This window comes from Caballeronia sp. LZ008 (genome assembly GCF_031451435.1).
Taxonomy (GTDB): Bacteria; Pseudomonadota; Gammaproteobacteria; order Burkholderiales; family Burkholderiaceae; genus Caballeronia; species Caballeronia zhejiangensis.
Genome location: NZ_JARUXK010000005.1, coordinates 1 through 26,223, shown reverse-complemented (window position 1 = coordinate 26,223; position 26,223 = coordinate 1). Strand labels below are relative to the sequence as shown.

Sequence of the window (26,223 nt, the reverse complement as noted above, 5' to 3'; positions counted from 1 at the left end):
ATAATCTAGCCCCGATTTCACACATTTTGAAGGGGCGCAAACATGGCAGGAGAGAGGATGACGGCGAAGGACTTCAAATCGCTCATGCCCCGCCTCAAGCGCATGACCGTTGGTAACGTGGAAATTGCCCGCCGCGTGCTGGTTGATGGTATCTCGCAGGTAGACGCCGCTACAGAGAGCGGACTGAGCAAGCAACGCGTCGGTGCGGTAATCAAAGCCGTTGAAGCGGCAGCAAGAGCAATTCCCCCGGATTGGGAACAAGTTGAAGTCTGGCTGCCGCCGGAGCTTGCTGCGCAAGTGCGACAGATGGCCGAAGAGGCAAGGGCACAACTGACGACGGGTGGTGGTATTTTGTCGTCCTCGTGGCCTTCGACGCGATAGCGCAACTAACCATCTCCGGCCGATTTTCACCACCAACGTTGTCGCCGGATTTGACGGCAAGAAGTAGGGGCGCGAAGCTGTCTACAAAGGACGGGGAGAAAAAAATCTCCGCGCCGTCCCGGCGCGCGAGTATGCCGCAGCATCGCGAATGCTTCGCCAACCTGCGGACGTTCACCGAATGCAAAGGTGACGGCAAAGACCGCTCGGGCGGGAAGTCGCCGATTGGCGAACTTTGTGTCCCTCACATGCCAGCGGCCAGCTTACTTCCGATGAAGCCGCCGACGACGCCAGCAGTCAGTGCGAACACTGCGAGCAGCACCACGAGCCGCCGCGCTTTGTGTTCGAGTGCGGCATTGGCGGCTACGAGTTGGACCGCGCCATTGTTGAGTTGATTGCCAACCTGCGCAGCCGCTACGCGGCCCGCCTCCATGAGTTTATTGCTGTTCTGTTCGATGACAGACTCAAAATTGAGCTTTGCCGCGAGGAATGCCTTGGCTGCCGCGTCGGTCGTTGCCCGCTCGATTTTGCCGGAAAGTGCCTCGTCAGCCTGCTCGAAGCGCCGCACAAGCGCATCGGCATCTTGCAATAGCTCTGCCATCAGCGCTTCGCGTGCGGTGGATACGTTGCCACCCATAACGTCCCCCGTTACTTGAATAGCACCTTGTACACGTCATCCAAGTTCTTATGCGCGGACTTTGCAAGCCGCTGCGCCGAAATCATACTGACTGCACGCGCCTTCGCGTCCTCGTCAGTCGCTTCGCGCAGCATTGCTCGGTAGTCGGTCCCATCCGCGACGATCTCTGAAACACTCTTTTTGAGCACACGCAACCGCTCGTAAATCTCGTTTCTGAAAACCGCTGCTTCCGGCTTGAGCGTGAAGCATTTGCGATCTGCATGAAGGCCGAAAACCGTGCTGAACAGGCGCGGCACATCATTCGCATCTTCAAGCTCGACCTTGTTGAACACCACGCGGATTTTCTTGCCTGGGACACCGAGGCCCGCCAGTGTCTCAATGGTGTTGACCGTGTCGATCTGCTGCTTCTTCTCACTCACCGCTGGAACGACAAAATAGTCGAACTCTTCATGCGAGCCGTCGAACTGGCTCATCTGCTTGATGAACTCTTCGACGTTTGATGCGCCGACATCGACGATGGCCGAATCGAGCGTCATCAGATCCTCTTGAAGCCCTCCGTAGTCCTTGCCCTTGAGGCGCTCTGCGCCAGTGCCGGACGATCCCGCATTAATCGTTTCGACCTCAAACTTCGGCGCGTTCATGCGCGGCGCGAGGAGATTATCGACCAGCGTCGTTTTGCCCGGATTTCCACTGAAGTTGATGACGGCGACTTTCATTTGCGGCTCCTTCGTTGCTGTTTGGCCAGGCGTTCGTAACGTGCCAACTTTTCGGCTTGCTCAGCCGGGTCGGGCTTCATCAGACGGTCAAGCTCTTGCATCGACATCGGCTCGTGTGGGGACCCGTTTGAGGTCGCGTGCGTCGATAAGTCTGAATCGCGTATCGACGATGAGTCAGAGTAGTGTCGTTGTGACACAGGTCTGGTGGCGCTGGAGTGCTGGACATTAGCCGAAAGTTTCTGTCCCACAGTCTCTTGCTCGACTTGCTGCTTCTGCCTGTACCGGTAGAGATAGCTTTTCAATGTAGCTTCAGTCAGATCGATTCCGTTCGCTCTCAGGGCTTTGAGAACATCCACGATCCGCACGCCTGCTGAGAGCCTCTGTTCTATCAGTGGCATTACTTCACGTACTTTCGCCGCCTTGGTTTTCGGCTCTAGCGCAGTCAAAGCCTGCACCACATCACGTTTCGGCATTCAAGCATCCTCCAAGCTATTGATACGCACTCCTATTGCATCTCTCACGCATTCTTCATACTACCAACTTGCATCTGTTTTGCAACCTTTGTGCTACTCGATTGCTACTTGATTGCATCCACTTCGCCTACGCCCTTCGGGCTAGTTGATTTTCACGCCCTTAACCCTGAGAGATCCCTGTCCTTAACAGGCCAGAAATCTCGATACACATTACGCACCCCCTGCGGGAGTGCCAACCCTTGATATGACCGGACTCACAGAGAAAGTGACACTACTTTGGCTCTATAGCGTTGCTATAGGAATTCACAGGAGAGCTATGTGTTTGCTCATTTGATACCTATAGACAATACTATAGGTTAGAAGATTGAGTTACTCTAAATTAAGCAACAGGGGATAACGACGCATGAGTACAGGCAAATCGATCCCAGTCTGGTTTTCAGAGGAGGATCGCCGCAGAGTCGAAGAAGCGGCGGCAATCGCGGGCTATAAGCACCTGTCGAAATATATTCGCGACAAAGCGATGAGTCGTGATAGTCAGCGCGAAGCGGCGCGCGACAGCATGGAAACGTGGGCCGAGCGGCAAGAGCTCGTCGGCCGACTGGCGGAAATTGAACGTAGCCAGAAATCCGCGCATACGCTTTTGGCTGCACTACTTTTTTTGATGCGCAAGAAGGCGACGTCGGGCGATTTCAACGATCTCGTGCTTGCATGCGAGACCGCTGTATCGGGCGCCGGGATGCCCACGGAATTGCTTGCCGCTTCGTCTCCAGAATTCGCTTCGCTGGTAACCCGATTCACGGAGGATTCGTGATGTCAGAATCGATTGAGCAGATCGACTCGGACATTCAGGCTGCGCTAGTCGCGCCGAGCGTGAGCGACTGGCTGCACAATGCCCTGCTGAGCGCCTTGCAGCGCGACTGCGTTGATGCGGCGTGTGATGCGCAAATACTGGCTACGTGGCTCGCCCGGCGCCGTGACGCGGTGGTCAAGTCCAGCGTGGCCAGCGTGGGTTAAGCCGATGCAGAAACATGAAGCGGAAAACGCGACCCTGCTATTTGGCGTGAGCTTACCCATTGCCGGCTGGCTTGCCGGTACCTACGCCGCGAACGTACCGCTGCGCCCGTTCCCGGAAGCGCTCACCGCAGCCCTCCATACGACACCGCACAATCCTCTCGTCGCAAGTGGGGTCGTGTTCGGTCTTGGCCTTGCGGCAACCACCGCGTATCTGCTGCACGAATACGGCGACGACGGATTCCGTGGTGCCCGGTACCACCGCTGGCTGCGCGGCGCGCGCATGGCCAACTGGCACGGCGTCAAACACCAGGTGAAGGCCGCAAATCGTCGAGAGAACCGCCGTCTTCGCGCCGAATTGAAGCGCGCGGCAGACACTAGGCCGTCGAGTCTCGCGAGAGCAGACTTGCCTCCCATCATGATCGGCCGGATGCCTATGCCGTTGCATCTTGAGAACCGGAACACGCTGATTTGCGCGACCATCGGCGCCGGTAAGTCCGTCGCAATGGAAAGCATGATCGCATCGGCCGTGAAGCGCCGCGACAAGATGGCCGTGGTTGATCCGAACGGCACCTTCTATTCGAAGTTCAGTTTTCCCGGCGACACCATTCTCAATCCGTTTGATCAACGTTCCGCGGGTTGGACCATCTTCAACGAGATACGGGGCATCCATGACTTCGACCGGATGGCACGGAGCATCATTCCGCCGCAGATCGATCCGACCGACGAGCAGTGGTGCGCGTACACGCGCGACGTACTCGCGGACACCATGCGCAAGCTGGTCGAGACCAATAACCCTGACCAGGACGCGCTGGTCAATCTCCTAGTTCGCGAGGATGGCGAGGTGATTCAGGCATTCCTGGCCAACACCGATTCTCAGGGCTATTTTCGCGAGAATGCGGAGAAGGCAGTTGCCTCCATCCAGTTCATGATGAACAAGTACGTGCGGCCGCTTCGGTTCATGTCCAAGGGCGAATTCTCGCTGTACAAATGGGTGCACGATCCGAACGCAGGCAACCTGTTCATCACGTGGCGCGAGGACATGCGCACGACGCAGCGCCCACTCGTGGCCACGTGGATCGACACGATCTGCGCCACCATCATGAGCATCCCCGATAGCTCGGCGCCGCTCGCGCGTCGGCTTTGGCTTTTCCTCGACGAGCTCGAGTCGCTCGGCAAGCTCGAATCGTTCGTGCCGGCGGCAACGAAGGGCCGCAAGCACGGTCTGCGCATGGCCGCGTCCATTCAGGATTGGGCGCAGCTTGACGAAACCTATGGCAAGGACGCCGCGCGAACCTTGCTCGGATGTTTTCGTAACTACCTGATCTTTGGCGGCTCGAACGCGCTCAATACCGATAAGGCGAGTGAGATTCTGGGCAAGCATCAGGTGGAGCGAGTCCAGATCACCACGAACGCAGGGGGTGGCGCGGGCGGAGGTGGCGGAGGGCGCAGCCGCAACATGGTGACCAGTCCTCCGGAACCCGTTGTGATGGATTCGGAGATCTCGTTTCTGAAAGACCTGGAGGGCTACGTCATGTTCGGCGAAGACTTCCCAATCGCCAAGATCAAGCTGCCGTACGTCAAGTATCCGCATCGGGCGACTGCAATCGAGATCAAGTGAGGGAGGCACCGCCATGCTCAATGTGACACCGATTCGCGGCAACAACCAGTATGCAGCCGCCCATTACTTCTCGTCGGCCGACGATTACTACGCCAAGGAGAATCCGGGCGAGTGGCAGGGCGAAGGGGCGCGGCACCTTGGGCTCACGGGGCCGATCGAACAGGCACAGCTCTCGCGCCTCTTAGATGGCCAGCTTCCCAACGGCGAGCGAATCCAGACGACGTTTGACCCCGTCGACAGCAAAAAGCGCATGGGGCTCGACCTCACGTTCTCGGCGCCGAAGTCGGTTTCGATGCAAGCGCTCGTGGCCGGCGACCGCGAAGTGACCGGTGCGCATGACCGCGCCGTAACCCGCGCGCTCGAACAAGTCGAGCAACTCGCCGAGGCCCGCAAGAAAGTGAAGGGCAAGAGCTACCGCGAGCGCACGGGCAACATGACCATCGCCAAGTTCCGACATGAGATGAGCCGGGCGAAAGATCCTCAGTTGCACACGCACTCGGTCGTGATGAACATGACGCGGCGCGCAGATGGCGCTTGGCGGGCGCTTGCGAATGAGGACATCTTCCGCGTCCAGCATGAGGTCGACGCGATTTATAAGGCCGAGCTGGCGAAAGGCCTGCAAGCGGCGGGTTACTCAATCCGCCTGGTTGACGACAAGGGCAATTTTGAATTGGCCCACGTCAGCCGGGATCAGATCGAAGCGTTTTCAGCGCGTAGCCGCGTGATTGAAGAGGCATTGGCCAACGAGGGTAAGACGCGCGCGAGCGCCACCACGCTCGAAAAGCAGGTGATTGCGCTCGCCACACGCCCACGCAAAGACGAATCCGATCGTGAGATCGTGAAGCAATATTGGGTCGAGAAAAGCCGCGACCTCGGCATTGACTACGGCCCGAAATCACGGCTTGATGGACGCAGTTATGACGTGAACGGCGGGCGAGAGCGCGCAGCTCCTGGTGAGCCCGGCCATACGCGCGATGGGAAAGGCGACGGGGTGACCGGCAAGGTGAATGGGGAGGGAGCCAACGGGGCGAGCAGTGTGGCGAGCAGCGGGGCGAACAACGGCGTCGACGGCCACAGAGGACAGGTTCCTAAGGGCGAAGAGCGCGATCGTGTCGCCGCAACGAGTTTGCCGGCGAGCCTCACTCCAGCACAAGCGGTCGTGCAGTACGCTATCCATCATCTGACTGAACGTGAAGCCGTCGTGCGTGAGAGCGCGCTCATGGCGACTGCGCTGCGCCGAGCCGTGGGTTTGGCTGGCCCCAACGAGGTGCGCGCTGAGATCCAGCGCTTGGGTCGAAAGGGCGCGCTTATCGAGGCGGTGCCGGCCTATCGGTTGGCCGAGCGCAAGGAGGGTCCCGCGCTCTCTGTTGCAGGCTGGAAGAGCTATCTGCAGGAGCTCAAGGGCTGGTCGAACAAGCAGGCGCAGCAGTATGTTGCCAATGCGATCAAACAGGGCTCGCTTGTGGCGGCCGAGAAGCGATACACGACGCAACAGGCGCTGGCCCGCGAAAAGGCTATTCTCGCGATCGAGCGGACCGGGCGCGGGGCCGTCGCGCCGATTCTGGAAATCGCCGCCGTCCGGTCGGCGCTCGAACATTCCACGCTCAATGCGGGGCAGCGTTCCGCCGTAGAAACCATCCTTGCCACGGGTAATCGCTTTGTGGGCATCTTGGGCGACGCCGGCACTGGGAAGACCTACACCATCAACCAGGCCGTCTCCCTCATCAAACCGGCGTCAGCCTCCACAATGCACGATGGCTACCGTACCGTCGCGCTCGCGCCTTACGGTAATCAGGTCAAGGCGCTTAAGAACGAAGGACTCGAAGCGCACACGCTCGCCAGTTTTCTTCGGTCGAAAGATAAGCCCGTTGACGGTAAGACGATCATCGTGTTGGACGAATCGGGCGTCGTCGGCGCTCGTCAGATGGAGCAACTTATGCGAACCGTCGAGAAGGCCGGTGCGCGCATGGTGTTGATCGGAGACACCAAACAGACCGAGGCCATTGAGGCTGGCAAACCTTTCGCCCAGCTTCAACTCGATGGCATGCAGACCGCACGGATCAGCGAGATACAGCGACAGAAGGATCACGAGCTGAAGGCGGCGGTCGAACACGCAGCCGAGCGACGTGTCACTCAGTCGCTTTCACATCTCAAACACGTCGAGGAACTGAAGGAGCCGACGGAACGACACCGGGCGATTGTGAATGACTACATTGCGCTCACTGAAGCTGAGCGCCGCGACACACTGATTGTCGCCGGCACCAACGAAGCTCGACGCGAGATCAACAAGATGGTGCGCGAGTCGCTGGCGCTCACCGGCAACGGGCGGGAGTTTGAGACGCTGACTCGCGTAGACATGACGCAGGCGCAGCGTCGCTTTGCACCGAGCTACCAGCCCGGTATGGTGATTCAGCCCGAGAAGGACTACGTGAAAGCGGGGTTGGTGCGCGGCGAAACATACCGCGTGTCAGAGGCATTACCCGGCAACGCGTTGATCTTGTCTCGGCAAGATGGTACGACGGCGACGATCAATCCGCGCAAGGTCACGCAGCTTAGCGTCTATCGCCTCGAGCGGGCTGAGCTTTCTGTCGGCGACACCGTGCGGATCAATCGAAACGATGCGGGTCGAGACCTCACGAACGGCGACCGCATGCGCGTGGCCGGCGTGATCGGCGGTGTGGTGAGCCTCGAATCGGTCGAGCATCGGGACGGGCGGCCCGTGCGTTCAATTGAGCTGCCGACCGGTCGACCGCTTCACCTTGAATACGCCTATGCCTCGACCGTCCATAGTTCACAAGGCTTGACCAACGACCGGACGTTGATCGCGCTCGACACGAAGAGTCGCACGACATCGATGAATCTGTATTACGTCGCCATCAGCCGAGCACGGTACGAGGCGCGGGTCTACACGGACTCGGTCAAATCGCTGCCTGCTGCGATCTCACGCCGATTCGACAAGACGACGGCCTTGGCAATCCAGCGAGAGCGGGAACTGCAACGCCGCGGTGGGGGTATGCCGCCGGGAGGCGCGGCTGCGGGTAAGCAAGGGTTGCAACGTCAACTACCCGAGGACCATCGCAGGCAGCCGACAAACGGTCGCAAGCCGTCGGATTACGGTCGATTCAGATAGGTCGCTTCGGTAACGAATGCGCGAAATGCGCGCTTATTTATCGGTGTTGTCAGCGCTTCGGCAGCTACTCGTCACGGATCAGCCAGCATCCGCTAGCTCCAGCCGCTAGCCCTACGATCGGTCCGATGGCATCCGTCCCAAGTCGACCAACGCCCGCGAAATCGGCCCTATCTTGATCGCGCAGGCGATCGACATGGCGAAGACCGCGAAAAACGCGATCCAACGTCCGGGGTCTGGCCAAGTGGCCAAGACAAGCACCAGGTTCGTTGCATACCACAGGAGAAAAAAGGCGACCGCCAAGTAGGCAATCAGATCAGCAAGACGGACAAGGGGTGGTCGGGTCATCGATCGTGCTCCGCTTGTAGATTGACGGTGCGCCTGGAGGTTGATGCGGGCGCGACTATTTTCGGACCGCTATCGCGCGTGGCACATGCGAGCTCACCGGTAGGGGCTCACCGACATGCGGGCACACTGATATCCGAGCGGACACTGCTACCAACGCACGCGCTGTTGGTAGGCGTTGTCGATATAGACGTCGATGGCGCGCGGATTCTGCGGTGGCTGCCAGAGCACCTTGTCGAACACGTACACGGTGTACGTATTGTCATAGCTACCGGTCGTGTACGAGCCGATCGACCGACCGACACACGCTCGAGCACCTGTGGCGTAGCCGTTACCGACCGATGACTCCGATAGTTGCGGTCGGGCACTCAGCGAGAATGTCCCGTCGCCGCCGAACCATCCTCCCTTGTTACCGCTCGATCTTCTTTGGCCCTCGACGACATAGGAGCCACGCTCGGCCGGCAGCAGCGGCGCCGGGCAAGGATCGTAGGGATCATTGACCTGACGGGCGTAGCTCGATCCATCATTTCCGTCAGCTTGATCACAACTCGGAAACGGTCTCCCCTTGCTGAGGTCGTGATAGAGCTGATTGATCGGGGGCACGCATTCGCCAACGCCTTTGGGGCCACCGTTCGATGCGGGGTTGGCAAGACAAAGCAGCACCTTGCAGCCGTACTCCGAGGCATGGGCCGGCACTGATGCGCCGAGGACGAGCAAGACAATCACGGCTCTTTTCATCGATTTTCCTCTCGAAAGCGCTTCTCCCGTATGCCAGAGAAGCGTTAGTTCACAAACTGAACGAACGGCGCAGCCTGCTGCGTAGTTGATGTCGTGCTTGTCGATGTCGTTGATCGCTGGACAGAGACGGGCTGCATCTCACGCGAAGCTGAGGTGGGAACGGGTTTCGTCTGGTTGGTTTTGTCTGACGCGCCCTTGGCCGGCGTTGCCAACCGCACTTTGACCGTCGATTCGCGGTTGGCACTCTCGACCGGTGAGTCGGGGGCTTGGTCACGCTGCAACGGACCGTCTGCAAACATCACCCATTGCGTCGCCGTAGCCGTCCGCTTCGCTGGCTTCTGGGATGCCGCGCGTTGAGGCTTAGCGCTGGCATCAGCGCTATCGGGCTTCACGGCCGGCACAACGGGAATGGGCTCGGCTGTGTCTGTCGCGTTCGCCACCACCTTTTGCACGTAACTTCGCTGACCCGCGCGGTCTGGCCGGAAACCGCGCGTGAAGTTGCCGGAGTAATAGCAGCTGAAAGCAGCGCGCAGGGCTTGTTGATCGTCTGGAATCGTTGCCCGCGCGCGCTGGTAGCAATCTCGTAGAATCGCGCTGCCGGCCTGGAGGTTGCGGCACGGCTCAAATATCGTCTCGTATCGCTCACCATATTTCGCGAGGTTGTAGCGATTGACCTGTCCGAGTCCCATTGAAAAATTAAAACCCTGTCGCTCAAGCTCTCGAGCGGTCGCGACTGCTTCCGCCAGGTTGCGCGGCTGACGCTCAAGTCGGCCACCCACGACACCAATCACGAAGGGATTGCCAGCCGACTCAGTGCGCACCACCCCCTTGAGTGTTGTCGGGTGAACACCCGGCGCGCATTCGGCGGCCAGCTTGTCGAACGGTAGAGAGGGTGCCGTCGTCTTAGCGCACGCGAACCGGGCGAAGACGAGCAACACCCCGGCCGTGGCGAGTATGGGTAGAGTGTCACGCGCCTGCATAAACGATCTCCGATATGTAGCGGCCATTGCGCTCGGTGTATTTCCACTGCACAACCACGTCAATACGCCTTCTGACGCGCTCGATGATTTGCTCGCGGGTCATTGAGGTGTGCCCGTCCATCAGCTCGCCAAATCGGTCATACATCTCGGCGGGTGAATCCGTGTGAATGGTCGTGAGCGAGCCTTTGTGTCCTGTGTTGAGCATGTTCACGAATTCGACCGCCTCTTGCCCACGTATCTCACCCATGATGACGCGATCAGGTGTGAGCCGCATGCACGAGCGAAGCAACGTGGTTGGCGTCACGGCAGCTTGCCCCGATGCTTGATGACGGGCGTAGGACAGTCGGACACAGTTCGGTTGCGCCGGCTCGATCTCGCGGGAGTCTTCAATGGTGACGATGCGTTCGTGCGCGGGTATTTCCTGTACCAACGCGTTCAGGCATGTCGTCTTGCCGCAGTAGGTCCCAGCGGAAATGACGATGTTTTTGTGAGCCATCACCGCGCCGCGAAGGAACGCGTCCCACTGCCTCGCCCGATACATCTCCTGCAAGCGTGCATCGGAGTAGGGTTCATCGATCACATTGCCGTTCACGAATCGGAACGCACCCTGTTCCAAGTACTTCGGCAGACTCATCCGAACGAGCGACTGCTTGCGAATCGTCATTGCGATGGTTCCCTCCGGCACGACGGGCGGCAGGATCATTTCAGCCCGGTACGTTCCTCGCTCGAAATCCGGAATGCCGTCATCGAGATTGACCGGAATTTCGGCGGAGAGGATCGGGCTCTCCCGGTCGACTTCGATGCTCTTGAAGGACGCGGTGACATCGGCCAATGACGAAAGCAACTGATACGTCAATCCGGGCACTTCGATCTTCTCGGCGTAGTATGAGTCTTTCTTTCTCAGCCATAGCTCGCCCGGCTTGTTGACCTGAATCTCAGTGACCTCCTTGTCATCAAGATAGTCCGCCAGCAAGGAGAGCTTGGCTCGGAAGGAGGCAATCTGCGACATGTCTCCTCCTCACTGAATGAACGTCACGCCGTCGACGTGCTTTGCCGCGTCGATCTGATCCCTGTAGATCGACGTGAAATCCAGATCCTTGTTCACATAGATACGTACGCGCGAGCCTGCTGGCACCGTGACGGTAGGCTGGATGTTGATGTATGGAGACAGCACTTGTTGCGACGACTGGGCTGCGGCCTGCTGCACCGACTGCCGGTATTGCGAGGCGGAGTTGTATTGATCGCCCGAACTTACGCCCACGTTCGACGCACCGGCACCGATGATGGACAGAAGCGCCGACATGCCGAAAATTTCGGCGAAATGGGTGTCGACGATACCGCCCATGCCGGCCGTACCGAGCTGATCGCTGCCCGGGCTATCGATGGCAACCTGCACGCCGTCCGGTCGCCGCAGCGTGTTCCATACGACGAAGAGACGATCCTGGCCCTTGCGCAGCTCGGCGTTATAGGTGCCGCACACTCGCGAGCCCCATGGAATCAGTTTGAGCCGCCCTTGTGCGCCATACACGTCGCGTTGCACAAGCGCGCACAGCTGACCCGGCAGATCGGAGATGGCCCGAGGTTCCAGGACCGCTTCAATAAACTCGCCCTGCAAAACCTTGTAGGGAAGATTGACGATCTGACTTGCCGTGCTGACCGGGACAGCGTTGCCGCTCACTGCACGGGCAAAGCGCGAATTGGCATCTTGCGGGCCTTGGTCGCCCGACCCACCACCGAGCATCCCGGTGTTTGGCCGCCCCTGACCGCCTGCATCAGGCCCTGCCTGTGTCTGAACGCCCGCAGGCTGATTTCCGCTGTTCGGCGCAATGATTGCCGACTTCATGCGCGCTTCGAGCAAACGTCGCGCTTGTTCCCGACGCTGCATCTCCATTTGCTCGCGCTGCGCCTTCATTGGATCGTCGGCCTGCACGGTGCTGGCCGGGGTTGCCGCGGGTGCGGCGGTGACGGAAGAGGCACTCGCCGGCTCTTGATCCTTGAGCTTCGGGACGGGCTTTCGGTCCGGGATAGAAAGTTCGCTATTGGCTGCCGTCTTGGTCGAGTCATTGCCACTGTGCTTGATTATCCACACTGCGGCGATTGCGGCACACGCTATCGCTGCGATCGCAACACCGCCAAGTCGCTTCTTACGGTTGTCGGCCACCATCGAGGTGTTGGCCTGCTTTTCCCACTCCCGAACGGCTGCTTCACGGTCCTCGGCAGGGTTAATGTTCGGATCCACCATATCAGTGCCCCTCAGCATTGAACGCTGAAGCGGTGCTCACGTCAGCACGGCGATAAGGATTTGCGTTGTTCTGCACGCACAGGTGCGCATTGCCGTTACGCAGCGTGAAGAGACTCGCCGTGCGTTTGACGACCATGTACGGGCCTTCACGGCGTGGACTCACTGCGGATTCGGTGCCGTCCGGACCCACCGTGTAGAACGACGGGATCTCAGCATTCTGGTCGAACAGGAAGTAAGTGAACTGTCCATCGTCAAACGCGCGTTTGAGCGGAATCGCAGTTTTGTCTCCCGACACACCATAGTCGATATTCAGCCGTGCAGGATCAATTCCATTGCTCGCACTGGCGTCGGATCGAGCAGCGCCGGCAGAGCCGCCCATGCTCGCGTTCATGTTCGAGGCTGAGTTCGGGTAAATGAAGCGCACAAGAAACGTCTGCGTCGTTCGCGCCTTTGAGCTCGTGAGCTTGAAGTAATAGGTCCGCTTGTCGGTAACTACGGTCAGGTTGGTTGCGGCATTCGGTTCGACCGGCTTGATGAACAAGCGATTTTGGTAAGGGACTGTTTGCCACGCGATCGAGTCGCCCAGAGAGACCACCTTGACGACCTCGTCGCTGGCAAACTCAATGGAAGTCTGATATCCATACGTGCCAACCACCTCATAAACTTGGTTTGGGTCATAGGGGACTTGCTTGACTCGATCGTCGGTGACAAGAGCGTGAGGCAACTTGGCCGCGAGTGACGGGACGGAGAACAGCGGAGTCGTTACGCTGATAAGGATAACTAACGCGATAGGATCGAATTTGCAATTCATGGTCTGATTCCTTGCTCAAAGCGTGTTACTGGCGGCTCAACTCTTGATCTTTCCGATAACTCGTCGTGGCATAGCCAAGCGCGTTTTCCCAGCGGTCGCCCAATGCGAGCGGTTTGAACGTGAACGTGTAGCGCACAAGCGCCGTGTAGTACTCGGTCTTCGGCGGGCTGCCGGGCTTTTCGATAATCGATTGGAACGAGACCTGATACGCATCCTTTCCGAGCGACGTGATGCCGGTGATCTTCGGATAGCGACGCCCGCCTTGGCCCAACTGGTAGTAGGGGTTGTTTGCGTTGTCGGCGCTGGTCTCCGCGTCATATTGGGCAGCAACTGATTGCGTTGAATGCAGCCGACACAAGTCGGCGAAGCGTTGGCGCCAGTCGGGATCAAACGTGTTGCAGTACATGATGAAGTCGTACACTTGGCTCTGGACGAAGCTTTCCTGTCCGGTGATCGTCTCCTTGTTGACCACCTGCTGTTTCACCACATGTCCGTTTGCGTCGAGCACCGATACGACAGGAACGACCGTGTGAATACTTGCGAGCACCGTGATCGCGCTCGCCATGCCGCCGACCACGAACAGAAGCAGGCCGATGAAGAGATAAGCACGATTGCGCTCTTGTTTAAGCTTGTTTGAGCCACCTAACTGCACACGTCGTGTTGATTCGTCGCCTTTGAACGTGCCTTTTAGGAAAGTCATTTGATTGGCCCTCTGGTTACGGTCCGAGCAGCCATCATCAACAACGACAGGCCTTGCACGGACGCTCCGCCGGCAAGGGCTGCAGCCCAGCCTTTGACTTGCAACATGAAGATAATCAACACACCTTCGACGATGTAGAGATATGCAACTTGCTGAACGTTGATAAACGCAGCGTCCGTTACGCTCGAAGCCTTCCCGGCTTCGTCGATCGCATCGCCAAAAGCGAGGAAGCCAAAGCGAACGATTGCAATCACCAAGATGTATATGAAGCAGAAATTCAACATCTTGCTTAGCCAGTTAATTGCCCACTGCCGAGTTTGCTCGAAAAAGAAGAAGGCTGCGAAGACTGGCAGGAGAACCATCGTAATAGCGAGGCCAAACTTCGCGATCGTCATGTAGACGAGCGCGAGTACAAACAAAACGCAGTTGATCAGGAAAAGACCAAAGCCCTGCAGGATCATTCCAAATTGATACCAACTTACGTTTTGCATCAATGCAGAGACCTGGCCGACGTTGTTATACAGTGCATCGAGCATTGATGCCGTGGACTGCCCCGACATGATGGTTGAAGCCACGCCTTCCATGAACGAGGTGAAGAATCCGTAGATACTTTGACCCAAGCTACCCCAATTTAGCGCAGAGAAGACGGCTGCGGTCATGAAGGCTTTCGAGAGGAGAGCGCTCCATCTCATCGGCTCATATCCACCATAGATTTTGTAGCCGTACACTGCCCAGTACAACACTGCAACTAGGTAGATTGGCGTCGATATCGCGCCAGCCAGCGCCGGATAGGTCTGCGTTAGGAACGATTGAGTAACGCCGTCAGCGGCACCGATCATTCCTTCGATGGTCATTGTCGCCATGGATTGCTCGTGCCGTAGACTTCCTTGAAATGCGCAACCACTTCGGGTGATTGAACTTCCTTGTCCGTGAGCGTCACGCCAGTGTCGGCCTTGACTTGCTCAATCACCTTCACCAGGCAACCCGGAATCATCTTCCCGCCGAAGGAGGGATCTTTTGCGTACAACTCTGCGAAGCAATGGCCGGGGAACCATTTGGCAACGGCAGCCTTATCCGCGCCGAGAAGCGGGTTTTCATTGCTTCTTGCGATTGCTGAAGTCGACGAAGCGGGTCGTTCCGCTTGAGGAGTGACTGTCGGAACAATAGGCTCACGGTTCATGATCTTAAGAAGACCGTAACCACCGACGAGCACTACTGCCGCACTCATCAAGATCCAGGTCCATAGGCTCTTAGACATCGCCTCTTCTCCCCAAGTTGGTCGCGTTGATTGATTCGAAGGAGCAAGCGCACGGCGACTTTTCAAGCTTGCTCGATGATGTTGCGCAGCTGGAAAGAATTGCGCCGGCCACCAAAATTACAATAAGGCGGATGCCGCGTTTAATTAGCCACAGCGGGAGCCACACCGACGCGGTGAGGAATTTCAGAACTAGAATGAAGTGTTTCATTTATAGAATCCCCTTTTTTCGAAATAGGTTTCCTCCTGCTCGAACTAGCGACTACTTCTTCCATTGGTAAAACTTCTGATTTCCAGCGGTGGCCTGGTTTTGCTGATTGACGAGATTCGCTTGCAGGTTCATGTTCATCGCGTTGAGCTTCGCCATAGCACTCGACAACATGCCGTTCTCGCTCGATATACGGTTCTGCAAATCTTGTGCGTCTTTGATGTTCGTTGTCTTATCAACCTGCTGACTCATCACTGAGAGGTTGTTCAGGTGCGTTTGAACCTCTGAATACAGGGAGTCGCCGCCCGCCAACGCCGCACGAACCGAATCCGTGCTCATCTTGTAAGACGTCGCGTTTTGCGCATTGGGATTGGCAAATACGTCTTGCGGCATTGTGTTGATGAGCTTTTCGTAATAACTCTGCCTCGCGCCGAAGGTGCCACTCTGCTGTTGCGAGACGACCTCCTGCCAGGACCCCGGCACGACCGATGCCGCGTTGATGGACTGATTTAGGCCGATCGAACCACGACCGTAGCTTCCGGTCACCGCCGCGTATTGATCTTTGAGTGTTCTGTACTGGTCCTGCAGCTGCGAAAGTTGCTGCTGCAATTGCAGAAAGGTGGCAGCGTCAAACGTCGGGATACCCGTGGCGTAGATTGGCGCCGAAACGCTGAGTGAGAAGCCTACAGCAATGGCAACAAGCGTAGTTTTCACGGTCACGCTCCTTCCTTCTTGAGGTTATGCGTGTTTTCGGAGATCGCGCGCTGCATGAAGACCGGCAACCACTTTTCCGGGTCGTCGGTTCCGAGCTCACTGATGATTTGCTCCATCAGGGCAACGCCCTTGTCGTTCGAGGAGAGCACCGGGATAAACTCGGGCATGTCCGAGAGATCGAACTTGACTCGGATCGACTCATTGCCACGTCGAATCAAAAACTTGAAGCTTTCGGGTGGTGTGTTATGAACGAAATCGAATTCGCCGTCGGTGAGGCCAAGACGATCCATGAGATCGGTCTTGCTCGCCTCTCCGTTCGGGAGGTAAATTTTCGTTGCAGTCTGCTTCTGGATCGAATCGGTCTCGCTGTAAAGATATTTGGCGTCGGGCGTGACGAAGATGAGCAGTCCATTTTTGCGGCGGATCTGCATGATGTAGCTGTCAATCTTCTCGCGCCAATATGCGTGTTTGACGAGATTCTGGCCTTCCTCCAGTACAAGGATGAACGGCTCGCCATTCATGGACTGTTCGATACGGTGAAACGGATAGCTCAAGACGACGGGCAGTTCGGGTCGCGCCACGCCGTCCTTGATGAGCTGCCGCATTTCGAAGCAGTAGTGCCGGCACTGCGTGAGGTCGATGCTGTCGTGCTCGTTGTCAAACACGCCCCAATTGGCTCCATCTGAACCATTTGCGCCGTGCCAAATCCTCATGTCCTTCGCCAGCTCTCCCTGGCCGAAGCACCACGCCACATTACGCAAACGGCGATCTTGGAAAGGCAAAACGTCGTAGTTCTCACAGACGGCTCGTTTGAATCGCTCGATGTCGTCGGGCGTGAGCTTGCCGCCGTAGCACGTGCGCATCAACGTCATCAATTCGACAAGGTACAAGCGGTTCTCGGGCACGTCGGGTAGCTTGAAGGGGTTCCAGCCTGTGTTTCCCTGCACCGACAACGTGGTGTGGGGAGCGCCCATTGCGCGCATGAAAACCTTCGCACCCTCACGGTTGTCGAACCAGAAAACGCGCGGACGCGCCTTGTCAGCCATAGCGATCAGAGCCGACAGGAGGGTCGTTTTGCCTGCGCCGGTGTCCGCGGTCAAGGCCATGTGCCCCGCGACCATCCCTTCCATTTCCCTGTGGAAGTTGAAGTAATAGGCGGTGCCACTTTCTGTCTCAAAGGGCATAATCGCCGGGCCCCACAGGTTGCCGTCGATCTTTCCAATCGCGTAGTTATGCAGTGAAGCAAATCCCGCAAAGTTGCTGGACTTGATCTTGCCTCGCCGGCCGATGAAATGCTGAGCTTGGCCTGGAAGCTGCGACCAGAAGAATGTCTCGACGGCGAACCATTCACGCACGGCCTTGACACCGAAGTTCACGAACGACTTCTTCAGCAACGCGACCGCTTGATCAAGGTCCGCAATCGTTTGCTTTTTGTTCTCGACAGGATCGGCATGCTCTGTTGCGGCAGGCACATGGGCGAGAATCGTCAAGTGATGCAGGCCATTGACCGTCCGGCCACTTGTTAGGTCGCGCAAGCCATCCGTGATTTCTTTCTTGTCCTCCTCCGCACCGCCTTCCCGGTCGTTGACCACGAGACGTCGTCGCTCCTGCTTCATATCGTGCTCGGCAGTAATACGGTCGCAGAAGAAAAACGACTGGGTGACGATGTATTCGACGGGTTGCTGCAAAAACTCGTCAAGCATATGGGACGGCGTGCGTGCCGGCCATTCGGCCATGCTCAGCATTGCACCAGCGCGTGTTCCACTCAAATTCTGCACGGACATCATGTTGCCGACCATCTTGAAATCGAGCCACGACACGGCAAGCGTACGGTCAAGCTGGATGTCTGTGACTGGTACGCGCTCGTCTTCCAGATTGATCAGGTAGTGGAAGAAGCCGGCAATCTCCGAATAGTCCTCGCCGAGATGGTCGTCAATGCTCTCGCGGTCGTAGACCTCACGCACGCCATATTGAGTCTGAAACACTCCCCAGCTCGAATCGTATTCCTGGATGGCTGCCTGGGCGTCCGCCGCACTTATCTGGTCCGTCGTGAACCTTGGCCGACGCCGGATACGCAGTTTTCGCGCGCCATAGGCCGACAGGGTCTGCACAACCAGATTGGTGGCCTCGTTCAGAGCCTTTGCCTGTTCATCGAATGACTCGAGGTCTTCGGATGATAGCTTCGCACCAGACGCGAAGGAGAAGACGCGGTCGAGAATGCCTGGCGCGCCTTGTCGAAAGCGATTCTGAACGATGGTGATATAAATCTCGTTCACGTAGAAGGAACGCTTCTCATAGCGCTCGCGCCACGCCGCGTTGAAGCGCCGTGCGAACCACGTACCGCCATCTCCCTCCGGGTACTGATTGACCTTGCGACGAATCAAGTGAACATAAATCCCGCGATCGCTGCTCGCGACCGAGCGCAACACGGTATGGCGTACGCGTTCGTACTGCTTCTTCTGCGCCGCGTTGAGCGAGTCGTGGAAAAGGCCGCCAAGCTTAATGACCTGCATAACCGCGCCATCTTTCGTGAGGACGCTGTAGTCGTCATAGTGCACAGTGATCGGGATCATGTCACTTGCCGCCATTTCCTTGGCGTCGACGGCTGCCCCGTTAGGCAACGGCATCGACAGCGACATGTCGAACAGCTCTTTCAGAATGTTAGCGGGGCGCATAGCGTCGGCATCTCCAGAAGCGCTTGTTCGGACATACTTTTAGATGCGTTGCGGCAGCCAAAATGTCGAACAAGTAAACGTCTTTGAGGCAGATTAGATAACTAGCGAGCAGCAAGAAGGGGATGGCCATGGCCGGAAGCACTGACCGCACGATCATCGCGGCCATGCCAGGAATGTAGAAGCTCAACACTAGACTCGCGAGCGTCAACCCACCGACCATCGTTGGGCGGGTCATGGCTACAACCAGCGTTTCCCCCTCGTCGTCGTGGAGCCTTTCGCTCACACTCATACGATCGTTCCGGCCGAGCGCGCCTTGAGATCAGAGACGATGTTCGGCGCAAAGAAGACAAGTCCAATGCCGAGCCCCCAGCCGCCGAGGGTCATGAGGTCGATGCGCCCTGTCTTCCAGCGGTATCCTTGGATCGCCAAGGTGATGATGCCGATGTAGTAGCCCCACTCATAGATGAGGAGCTGTGTAATCGATCTCAAAAAGGCAGTGATCCCGCCAAATGTTCCGGATGCGTCTTGCGCGTGTGCAAGCTGCGGTAAGAAGAGGAGGGCGATGACGCAGGCATTAGCCGTCAGGTCGAGAATTAGGTCGAGACGATCGGCCTTCTGGTTTTGAGATGATTGGTCGGAGTTCTGGACTTGCATCTTTCGCCCTCTTATGAGTTGAACCTTAGGGTTCGTTGGTTTTTGAGCACTCTCAGTTGCTGTTATGCAGTACTAATATTGAGGATTTCGTTTTTCTATATCGGAAAGTGTGGTTAGTCGGGTTTTGTTAGATCGAGCGCGATCTTTTCGTCGAGCTGCGAGTGAGATGTTTCCCGCATGCGGATTTTGAGCTCAACGACCAGTTGGGCGTTTCGAGACCGCTCTTCGGCTTTTGCGCGCGAACTGAGCCATTCGTTAAGCTCCTTGGGAATTCGATACTGCGATCGAATAGATTCGCCCATTCTTTCTCCCTCTCAGTTTGTCACTATCAAGTGACTTTTAGTCACTATACGTTAGTGTCTGGGTAGTGTCAAATTTAACTATGGAAGATACCCATCGCTCTCAATATCGCTTGCCTTGGCCGCTGTACGAAGAGCTCAAGGCCGCGGCGGAAAAAAATCGCCGCCCGTTGAATGCCGAGCTCATCGCTCGGCTGGAATCAACGTTCCCGCAGTTGACGGTGAATGCGGGCGCGGACCTGACGGCGCTGCACCTCACCATTTCTCGGATGTCTCTGGCGGAACTCATGACGCCAGCCGAGATCACGATGTTTGCGCAACGAATGTTGGAGCTTGCGCAGCAGCGAGGCGGCATCACCGACGCACCTCGATAGTGCCTATGGTCATACAAAAGCTCGAAATTGTTCGTAATGTAGTGCCACATTCTTTGTAAGAGTTTGTGTCATCACCGTTGGGCGAAGCGCGGCTGCGCGAAGCGCTATTCAGCATTGGCAGTGAGTGTGCATAGCAGATCGGTCCGGGAGGGCGTTGATGGCGACATGAGAAAGGCAATGTCAAAGTTCTACCTGATTATTGCCAGCATCTGCAACCGCTTGACTTTGTCGGTAAAAATCAGGACAGAATTGGTTCAATGCAGCGGAAGGCGAAATGCGGCATTACGGGCTGGATCTGTGACGTGCCGCAATGTCGATGAAGGACACCGATGGCGTGGGTCTGAACTTATGTAACCCCAGAAGAACCTGACCTTCATTGGGACGCTCGGCAGCTTCGGTCGGCAGCGGCCTTTCATCTCCGCAAGCAGAAATTCCTGTCGATGGGACCGCAGTCGCCTCGGGGGCAGCGCGGCGAAGCGACAATAAGCTTCGTCAACTGGGCGTCGTTCTGCAAGGCAAGTTTGCGGCGATCGAGCCCACGCGCATATTGCTTTAGCCGCAACGGAAAATGCATGAATTTCGCGGCGCGGAAACCCGTCGCGACAATCTCTATCAAGCAACGCGACCGAGTAATGCGACCGAGTGCTCGACGGCCTTCCTTCGTCATCAAGCCTGGAGCCTGGCGCTTTATACTCGTTGCCCCGCTTATCTACTGAATCCCTATGTTTTTGATCGATCAAGAGACCTCGACGGATTTGCTCTACTACGAGGCCATCGCAAGGACTGTTGTTCGCTTCGTCCGCGAAACCCCGAGCGCGCCCGTCACGATCGGCGTTCACGGCGATTGGGGAGCGGGCAAGTCGAGCGTGCTGAAGATGACAGAAGACTCGTTTGCGAAGGATAAGCGTGTCCTGTGTCTGTGGTTCAACGGCTGGACATTCGAGGGCTTCGACGACGCCAAGACCGTGGTCATCGAGACACTAATCGATGAATTGCGACGCGCACGACCTAACTCTGCGAAGGTCGCGGAAGCCGCGAAAAAACTTCTAAAAAGGGTGGACTGGCTCAAGATTGCACGAAAGTCGGCTGGTTACGCGTTCACCGCCGTGACGGGAGTTCCTTCGCTGGATCAAGTCAGCGACGTTGTCGGGGCAGTGACGGCGTTCCTAAAGAAGCCCCAGGATCAGATCTCGGTCGACGATCTAAAGTCAGTCGCCGGGCAGGCGCAGGACTACCTCAAGGCCGCGACAGAGGAGGTAGAACGCCTGCCCGAGCACATCCATGCCTTCAGGACTGAATTCTCCGAGTTGATCGATGCGGCCGAAGTTGACCGACTGATTGTCATCGTCGATGATCTAGACCGCTGTCTGCCGAAGACGGCGATCGCAACACTTGAAGCGATAAGGCTGTTTCTGATGGTGCCGAAGACGGCGTTCGTGATTGGCGCTGATGAACTCATGATCGAGTACGCGGTCAAGGAACACTTTCCCGATCTCCCGCCAAGCTCTGGGCCAGTGGGCTATGCGCGTAACTATCTCGAAAAACTTATCCAAGTGCCATTCAGGGTACCCGCATTAGGACTGGCTGAAACAAGGGTGTACATCACGCTCCTGCTGGCCGAGCTCGCTATGCCGGCCGGAGATATGCGATTCCAGAAACTCCTCGACGCCGCACGAGAAGACATGGCGCGGCCGTGGGAGAGTCATGGCTTGGATGTTCAGACGGTCCAAAAGGCGCTTGGCAGCAGCACGATTCCAGATGAGGTTCGTGAAGCGCAGACGATCAGCCTAGTCCTAACCAGGTTGTTGACAGAAGGGACGCACGGCAACCCACGCCAGATCAAACGTTTCTTGAACAGCATGATGCTGCGTCGGGCCATCGCAGAGGAACGCGGGTTTGGAGGCGACATCAAACTGCCCGTCCTCGGAAAGATAATGCTCGCCGAGCGGTTCTACCCGGACTTCTACAAGCAACTCTCCCAACTCGCTACTGCCGAGAAGGGGATGCCGGCGGCGCTGGCGGAGTTCGAACGTAGGTTGAAGGAAGACGCCGACGTCAGCGTCACATCAAAGAAGTCTCGCGGCGCAAAAAGCGCCGGGTCGAAGTCGTCTGCAAAGGAGGACGTCGCCGAGGCAATGTCACAGGAAGTGGCAGATTGGCTCAAGAACGAATGGGTTAAAGGTTGGGCTGTAATCGATCCTTCGCTGACCGATATCGACCTGCGGCCATATGTGTTCGTCACCCGAGATAAGCGGGGATCGCTCGGTGGGTTCGCCGCTTCCGCCCATCTCGAAGCAATCGTCGACCGTTTAAGCAAGAACAAGCTTACCGCACGTGCCGCAGTTGACGATGTCGGGCGGCTGTCTGCGCAAGAGCTTGATGAAGTCTTCTCTGCCGTCGCTGAGCGCGTGATGCAATCGGACGAGATGAAGGGCGAACCTGACGGTGTCCAAGGTCTTATCGTGTTGTCCGAGCGTTCAACGGAAATGGCTCATCGCCTGGTCGAGTTTGCTAGCACGTTGGATATCGGCAAGGTTGGCGTGTGGCCTGTGGGAATGGTCGCAAACATCAAGGCGGCAGAGGTTGTCCCGGAGGCAAAGGCGTTGCTTAGTGAATGGTCCGAGCAGACCGAAAATCCGAAGCTGAAACAGGCCGTGGGACTTATGACCTCGATTGGCAAGAGAGTCTGAAAAATATGGGCACATCGAAAGGATATGGGGGCCCACCCAACAGTCTGATCCCGTCTTGGCTGAGCTCGTCAGAGGAAGGGGACGGAGCTGCCAACGCCGACGGAGCGGGCACGAGTGGTGAGGCTGCCGCAGTCGACGTTGTCGGAGGCGCAGAGAATGGGGGATTTGCCGGGTCCAGAACAGCGTTCACACGATTCTTCAAAACTGGCAGCGGCAGCGCATTAGGGTCCGCGCTCGCAAGCTACATTAATGGCGGAGCTAGCTTCGGTGGCGGCGGCTCCGCCGGAACGGGTGCTCGCCGAGCGGCGCGCAGGATGGGGGCCTCACAAGGTGCGGGTGCCCGTCTGCTGGGTGTCGTCCGGGATTTTGAGCAGTTTGGCGCGGAGGAAGCGCTACGTCGGCTTGACTTGGCCGATATGGTGGATCGTCCGGCAGGGGAAGTTTTCCTTGCCATGTTGGAGTTTCTTTGTCCGCCCGGTGGTGCTATTGATGAGGCTATTTCTCGCCAAGCCATGCTTGAAGCGATTGACAACCTCGATCAGACGCAGTCGGAGGAATTCGGCCTGTTGTCCGGCAGCCAACTTCAGGAATTCTTTCTAGATTTCGTGGTTTTGTCCATTGAAGGCCGTGTTATCGCTGATATCGGTGCCCGCGGCATCGCCATGTCCCCGGACATCGACGCGGTAGAGCATGCCCAAGTACAACTCCACAACTTCATCGAAGGATGCTGTCGGGTGCATTTGTCCGGGCTCTTGGGCGGTTTGGGCGCGCTCAACAATCGAGAGGTTCATGATCGTATGAACGAAATCTACGAGGTAGCGTTCTCTCTCATAGCCGAGTCTGGGGAGGACGCGAAATGACGGCGCATACCGTTATCAGCCGTCTTGGCGTGACCGACACCCAAACGGTGCTGCCTGCAATCACGGGCAGTAGAATCTCGGAAATTAACTTCGTCGATGGCTATGATCGATTAGGGTTTGGCCTCGGTCAGGCACTCGATCAACTCTCTGAACTCGGACTTATACCGGGGGAGCGGGCAATCGACCTTGCTCTTCTTGCCGCGACCGTTACCGCAGCAGATACGCGAATCTCGCGGGAGCTTGCTTCGCAAGACGCGTGGACGCGGGAAATCGAAGTCTGCGTGCCTGTCTCAGACCCGGAAGTCTGGACCGGTACGATCCCGCTATTGCGCACGACCTTGGATTTTTTGACGGGCGACAAGTGGAAACTTCAGTTCCGGGCTCGGCCGGAAGGAATGTCGAAACTTGTGCCCGAAGCCACGACGCTTCGAATCGCGGCTCCCGACGGTGTGTGCTTGTTTTCCGGAGGGTTGGACAGTTTTATCGGAGCAACTGACCTCTTCGCCGCTGGCGCTACCCCGCTGCTTATCAGCCACTATTGGGACGGGATCACGAGTCAGCATCAACGCATGTGTGCCGATGCGCTAAAGAAGCGCTTTCCGAGCGCTGCGTTTCATCACGTCCGCGCACATGTTGGATTTCCCAAGGATACTGTCGATGACTCGGTGGAGGACACTCTGCGAGGCAGATCGTTCATGTTCTTCGCGCTCGCCGCGCTTGGTGCTGATGCGATCGGCGGCGATATCACCGTTCACGTACCGGAGAATGGACTGATCTCATTGAATGTGCCGCTCGATCCGCTTCGAGTCGGGGCGTTGAGCACGCGAACAACTCACCCGTTCTACATGGCGCGAGTGAACGACCTCTTTGCGACCTTGGGGTTGCATTGCCTGCTGTCCAATTCTTATCGATTTCAGACCAAAGGAGCGATGGTAGGAGGTTGCGCCGATACCGATTTTATCGCGGCCCATGCGAAAGTTACGATGTCTTGCTCATCCCCGGGAAAGACACGCTTTGCAAAGGATGAGTCGCTGCGGCAGCCAAAGCACTGTGGGTATTGTGTCCCGTGCATTATAAGGCGCGCTGCTCTCCTTGAGGGCTGCGGCACAGATGCAACTGCCTATCAGCTCTCCGATCTACACGGGCGGTCGGTTCGAACTGATCTGGCCGAGGGCAGCCACATTCGGTCGTTCCAATTGGCCATCGCCAGGTTGCGGAGCAAACCTCAACGAGCGCGTCTGGACATCCATCGTCCAGGGCCGCTCACTGATCACGCGGATGATCTCGATCGGTATCGAGACGTCTATGTCGACGGGTTGGAAGAGGTCGCGCGCCTGCTCGAGGGCGTCCAGGCGGAGCCCCTGTGAAGATGCGCTTATACGAAGGGTATCGATGGGTCGACATGCATTGTCACCTTGACCTGTACCCCGACCATCAAGCGCTAATCGCGGAGTCGGACCGCGAGCGCATTGCCACGCTCGCGGTAACGACGACCCCTAAAGCGTGGGCGCGGAATGCTGAGATGGCGAGCGCCTCATCTCACGTGCGCGTTGCGCTCGGTCTTCATCCACAGTTGGTCAAAGAGCGCGAAGCAGAAATTGTTTTATTTGAGCGGCTTTTGTCGGAAAGTCGCTATGTGGGCGAGGTGGGACTCGATGCCGGGCCTCGTTATTACGGAAGCTTCGAGGCCCAGGAGCGAGTCTTTGATCGCGTCTTGCGCGCCTGCGCCGAGCATGGAGACAAGATACTGACCGTCCACAGCGTGCGCGCAGTCGGGCGGGTCCTTCGCCACATAGAAAATAAACTGCCGTCCGATCGCGCGCGCGTGATCCTGCATTGGTTCACCGGTTCGGCGTCTGACGCGCGCAGAGCCGTCGAACTTGGGTGCTTTTTCTCAGTGAATTCTGAGATGCTCAAATCGGCAAAGCATCGCGCATTGGTTGCTGCACTCCCGATCGACCGGATCATCACCGAAACCGACGGACCATTTGTCCAGTCCGAAGGCCGCCCGGTACGGCCTCGTTCGGTCATCGGCACGACCGCCGAAATTGCCGCCATCCTCGGCTGGACGCAAGATGATATTGCCAAGCAGATCGTCTCCAACCTTGTAACGCTACAGCAAGCCCTATAGGTCTCGACGCTGCATCAGATCGATTAACCATGGGCGTACAGTCGGGGGCAGGAGTTCAGTGACCTAAACTGAATGTGGAGTGCTTAAAAAAATTCGCTAAATTCCTTTATGTCAAATTCATTCGCCGTCTGATGCGTTTAGGCGACCAAGGGCTCGCCCGTCTACTCGTCATCCGGCAAGCGCTGCCGCATAGTCTGGGCCTCCGTAGACGACGCCCACGATCGAGGCGACACGTCTCCAACGGAAAGTAGCCGATCACGCGTTCGCGGACATGAGTGATCCGAAGTCCTGGCAGCAAGTCGTCGCGTGCGACGCCTCGCGCGGCAAAAGTCTCCGGGTTTCATGCTGAAATCAAGGACCGGATCAACGTATCGTTCGGCCGCCATTGGATCGGCCCACGTTTGCGATGCGCGCTTCGAGTCTTCGCAATTGATCGAGGGCTTCGAGCGCACACGGAACGCGCCAATTCATTCTCGGCGCGTGGGGTAATGCCGTTCAGTTAGCGCTGAACGGCATTTTTGTTTGTGGAGCGAGAAGTGGTTGTAAACGGAGCGCCGGACTGTTAACTTCTCGGTGCGATGCTT

The 26,223-nt window shown here is 57.4% G+C and carries 26 protein-coding genes; 10 read left to right on the top strand and 16 right to left on the bottom strand.

Going from position 1 to position 26,223, the window contains the following annotated elements; translation table 11 throughout:
- The first annotated feature begins 57 nt into the window (after nt 1-57).
- Nucleotides 58-381: a TrfB-related DNA-binding protein gene (locus QCE49_RS31860; RefSeq protein ID WP_309806733.1), complete on the top strand. Its 324-nt coding sequence runs from the start codon at nt 58-60 to the stop codon at nt 379-381.
- Nucleotides 382-622: 241 nt separating this feature from the next.
- Here QCE49_RS31860 and QCE49_RS31855 read toward each other — a convergent pair whose 3' ends face one another.
- From QCE49_RS31855 to QCE49_RS31845, 3 genes are read right to left on the bottom strand one after another with little or no spacing between them, the layout of a single operon-like run.
- Nucleotides 623-1,015, bottom strand: coding sequence for a hypothetical protein (locus QCE49_RS31855; protein ID WP_309806732.1), 393 nt, complete (start codon nt 1,013-1,015; stop codon nt 623-625).
- 11 nt (nt 1,016-1,026) lie between these two features.
- Complete coding sequence (gene stbB, locus QCE49_RS31850) at nt 1,027-1,731, bottom strand: StbB family protein (RefSeq protein WP_309806731.1); 705 nt, start codon at nt 1,729-1,731, stop codon at nt 1,027-1,029.
- Nucleotides 1,728-2,204, bottom strand: a complete 477-nt coding sequence (locus tag QCE49_RS31845) for a conjugal transfer protein TraD (RefSeq protein WP_309806730.1) — start codon at nt 2,202-2,204, stop codon at nt 1,728-1,730. The genes stbB and QCE49_RS31845 overlap by 4 nt, the downstream gene beginning before the upstream one ends.
- A 403-nt stretch (nt 2,205-2,607) precedes the next feature.
- On the opposite strand from QCE49_RS31845, the gene QCE49_RS31840 reads away from it, so the two are divergent.
- From QCE49_RS31840 to mobF, 4 genes are read left to right on the top strand one after another with little or no spacing between them, the layout of a single operon-like run.
- Nucleotides 2,608-3,015 carry a hypothetical protein gene (locus tag QCE49_RS31840; RefSeq protein WP_309806729.1) on the top strand — a complete coding sequence of 136 codons (408 nt, stop codon included), beginning with the start codon at nt 2,608-2,610 and terminating at the stop codon, nt 3,013-3,015.
- Entirely contained in the window at nt 3,015-3,218 is a 204-nt protein-coding gene (locus QCE49_RS31835) for a hypothetical protein (RefSeq protein ID WP_309806728.1), read from the top strand. The genes QCE49_RS31840 and QCE49_RS31835 overlap by 1 nt, the downstream gene beginning before the upstream one ends.
- 4 nt (nt 3,219-3,222) lie before the next feature.
- Nucleotides 3,223-4,836 (top strand): type IV secretion system DNA-binding domain-containing protein, encoded by a 1,614-nt coding sequence (locus tag QCE49_RS31830; RefSeq protein WP_309806727.1) that lies wholly within the window; start codon nt 3,223-3,225, stop codon nt 4,834-4,836.
- A 13-nt stretch (nt 4,837-4,849) separates the two neighbouring features.
- Complete coding sequence (gene mobF, locus QCE49_RS31825) at nt 4,850-7,966, top strand: MobF family relaxase (RefSeq protein ID WP_309806726.1); 3,117 nt, start codon at nt 4,850-4,852, stop codon at nt 7,964-7,966.
- A gap of 492 nt (nt 7,967-8,458) precedes the next feature.
- On the opposite strand, the gene QCE49_RS31820 is transcribed toward mobF, so the two are convergent.
- The 13 genes from QCE49_RS31820 to QCE49_RS31760 form a co-directional block, all read right to left on the bottom strand.
- A complete protein-coding gene (locus QCE49_RS31820; protein WP_309806725.1) occupies nt 8,459-9,046 on the bottom strand; it encodes a hypothetical protein in 588 nt (195 codons plus the stop codon).
- Nucleotides 9,047-9,090: 44 nt separating this feature from the next.
- Complete coding sequence (locus tag QCE49_RS31815; RefSeq protein WP_309806724.1) at nt 9,091-10,026, bottom strand: lytic transglycosylase domain-containing protein; 936 nt, start codon at nt 10,024-10,026, stop codon at nt 9,091-9,093.
- The gene (gene virB11 / locus QCE49_RS31810) at nt 10,013-11,035 is read right to left on the bottom strand and encodes a P-type DNA transfer ATPase VirB11 (RefSeq protein ID WP_309806723.1); all 1,023 of its coding nucleotides are present in this window, start codon (nt 11,033-11,035) and stop codon (nt 10,013-10,015) included. The genes QCE49_RS31815 and virB11 overlap by 14 nt, the downstream gene beginning before the upstream one ends.
- 9 nt (nt 11,036-11,044) lie before the next feature.
- A complete protein-coding gene (locus QCE49_RS31805) occupies nt 11,045-12,268 on the bottom strand; it encodes a TrbI/VirB10 family protein (protein WP_309806722.1) in 1,224 nt (407 codons plus the stop codon).
- A 1-nt stretch (nt 12,269) separates the two neighbouring features.
- Nucleotides 12,270-13,079, bottom strand: coding sequence for a P-type conjugative transfer protein VirB9 (gene virB9 / locus QCE49_RS31800; RefSeq protein ID WP_309806721.1), 810 nt, complete (start codon nt 13,077-13,079; stop codon nt 12,270-12,272).
- 25 nt (nt 13,080-13,104) lie between these two features.
- Nucleotides 13,105-13,779, bottom strand: coding sequence for a type IV secretion system protein (locus tag QCE49_RS31795; RefSeq protein ID WP_309806720.1), 675 nt, complete (start codon nt 13,777-13,779; stop codon nt 13,105-13,107).
- Nucleotides 13,776-14,642, bottom strand: a complete 867-nt coding sequence (locus QCE49_RS31790) for a type IV secretion system protein (protein WP_309806719.1) — start codon at nt 14,640-14,642, stop codon at nt 13,776-13,778. The genes QCE49_RS31795 and QCE49_RS31790 overlap by 4 nt, the downstream gene beginning before the upstream one ends.
- Nucleotides 14,630-15,037 carry a hypothetical protein gene (locus QCE49_RS31785; RefSeq protein ID WP_309806718.1) on the bottom strand — a complete coding sequence of 136 codons (408 nt, stop codon included), beginning with the start codon at nt 15,035-15,037 and terminating at the stop codon, nt 14,630-14,632. Before QCE49_RS31785 ends, QCE49_RS31790 begins: the two co-directional genes overlap by 13 nt.
- Nucleotides 15,038-15,296: 259 nt before the next feature.
- A complete protein-coding gene (locus tag QCE49_RS31780) occupies nt 15,297-15,962 on the bottom strand; it encodes a type IV secretion system protein (protein ID WP_309806717.1) in 666 nt (221 codons plus the stop codon).
- Nucleotides 15,959-18,631 (bottom strand): type VI secretion protein, encoded by a 2,673-nt coding sequence (locus tag QCE49_RS31775; protein ID WP_309806716.1) that lies wholly within the window; start codon nt 18,629-18,631, stop codon nt 15,959-15,961. Before QCE49_RS31775 ends, QCE49_RS31780 begins: the two co-directional genes overlap by 4 nt.
- Entirely contained in the window at nt 18,618-18,920 is a 303-nt protein-coding gene (locus QCE49_RS31770; RefSeq protein WP_309806715.1) for a VirB3 family type IV secretion system protein, read from the bottom strand. Before QCE49_RS31770 ends, QCE49_RS31775 begins: the two co-directional genes overlap by 14 nt.
- Complete coding sequence (locus QCE49_RS31765) at nt 18,917-19,285, bottom strand: TrbC/VirB2 family protein (protein ID WP_309806714.1); 369 nt, start codon at nt 19,283-19,285, stop codon at nt 18,917-18,919. The genes QCE49_RS31770 and QCE49_RS31765 overlap by 4 nt, the downstream gene beginning before the upstream one ends.
- A 113-nt stretch (nt 19,286-19,398) precedes the next feature.
- Nucleotides 19,399-19,587, bottom strand: coding sequence for a hypothetical protein (locus QCE49_RS31760; protein ID WP_250469965.1), 189 nt, complete (start codon nt 19,585-19,587; stop codon nt 19,399-19,401).
- An 80-nt stretch (nt 19,588-19,667) separates the two neighbouring features.
- Here QCE49_RS31760 and QCE49_RS31755 point away from each other — a divergent pair, with 80 nt between their 5' ends.
- The 5 genes from QCE49_RS31755 to qatD all read left to right on the top strand — a co-directional run bounded on the left by QCE49_RS31755 (nt 19,668) and on the right by qatD (nt 25,639).
- A complete protein-coding gene (locus QCE49_RS31755) occupies nt 19,668-19,958 on the top strand; it encodes an Arc family DNA-binding protein (RefSeq protein ID WP_309806713.1) in 291 nt (96 codons plus the stop codon).
- A 722-nt stretch (nt 19,959-20,680) separates the two neighbouring features.
- Nucleotides 20,681-22,648, top strand: a complete 1,968-nt coding sequence (qatA, locus tag QCE49_RS31750; protein WP_309806712.1) for a Qat anti-phage system ATPase QatA — start codon at nt 20,681-20,683, stop codon at nt 22,646-22,648.
- On the top strand, nt 22,573-23,508 hold the full coding sequence (qatB, locus tag QCE49_RS31745) for a Qat anti-phage system associated protein QatB (protein WP_309806711.1): 936 nt from the start codon (nt 22,573-22,575) through the stop codon (nt 23,506-23,508). The genes qatA and qatB overlap by 76 nt, the downstream gene beginning before the upstream one ends.
- Nucleotides 23,505-24,875, top strand: coding sequence for a Qat anti-phage system QueC-like protein QatC (gene qatC, locus QCE49_RS31740; protein WP_309806710.1), 1,371 nt, complete (start codon nt 23,505-23,507; stop codon nt 24,873-24,875). Before qatB ends, qatC begins: the two co-directional genes overlap by 4 nt.
- 2 nt (nt 24,876-24,877) lie before the next feature.
- Nucleotides 24,878-25,639 carry a Qat anti-phage system TatD family nuclease QatD gene (qatD, locus tag QCE49_RS31735; protein WP_309806833.1) on the top strand — a complete coding sequence of 254 codons (762 nt, stop codon included), beginning with the start codon at nt 24,878-24,880 and terminating at the stop codon, nt 25,637-25,639.
- The last annotated feature ends 584 nt before the right edge of the window (nt 25,640-26,223 follow it).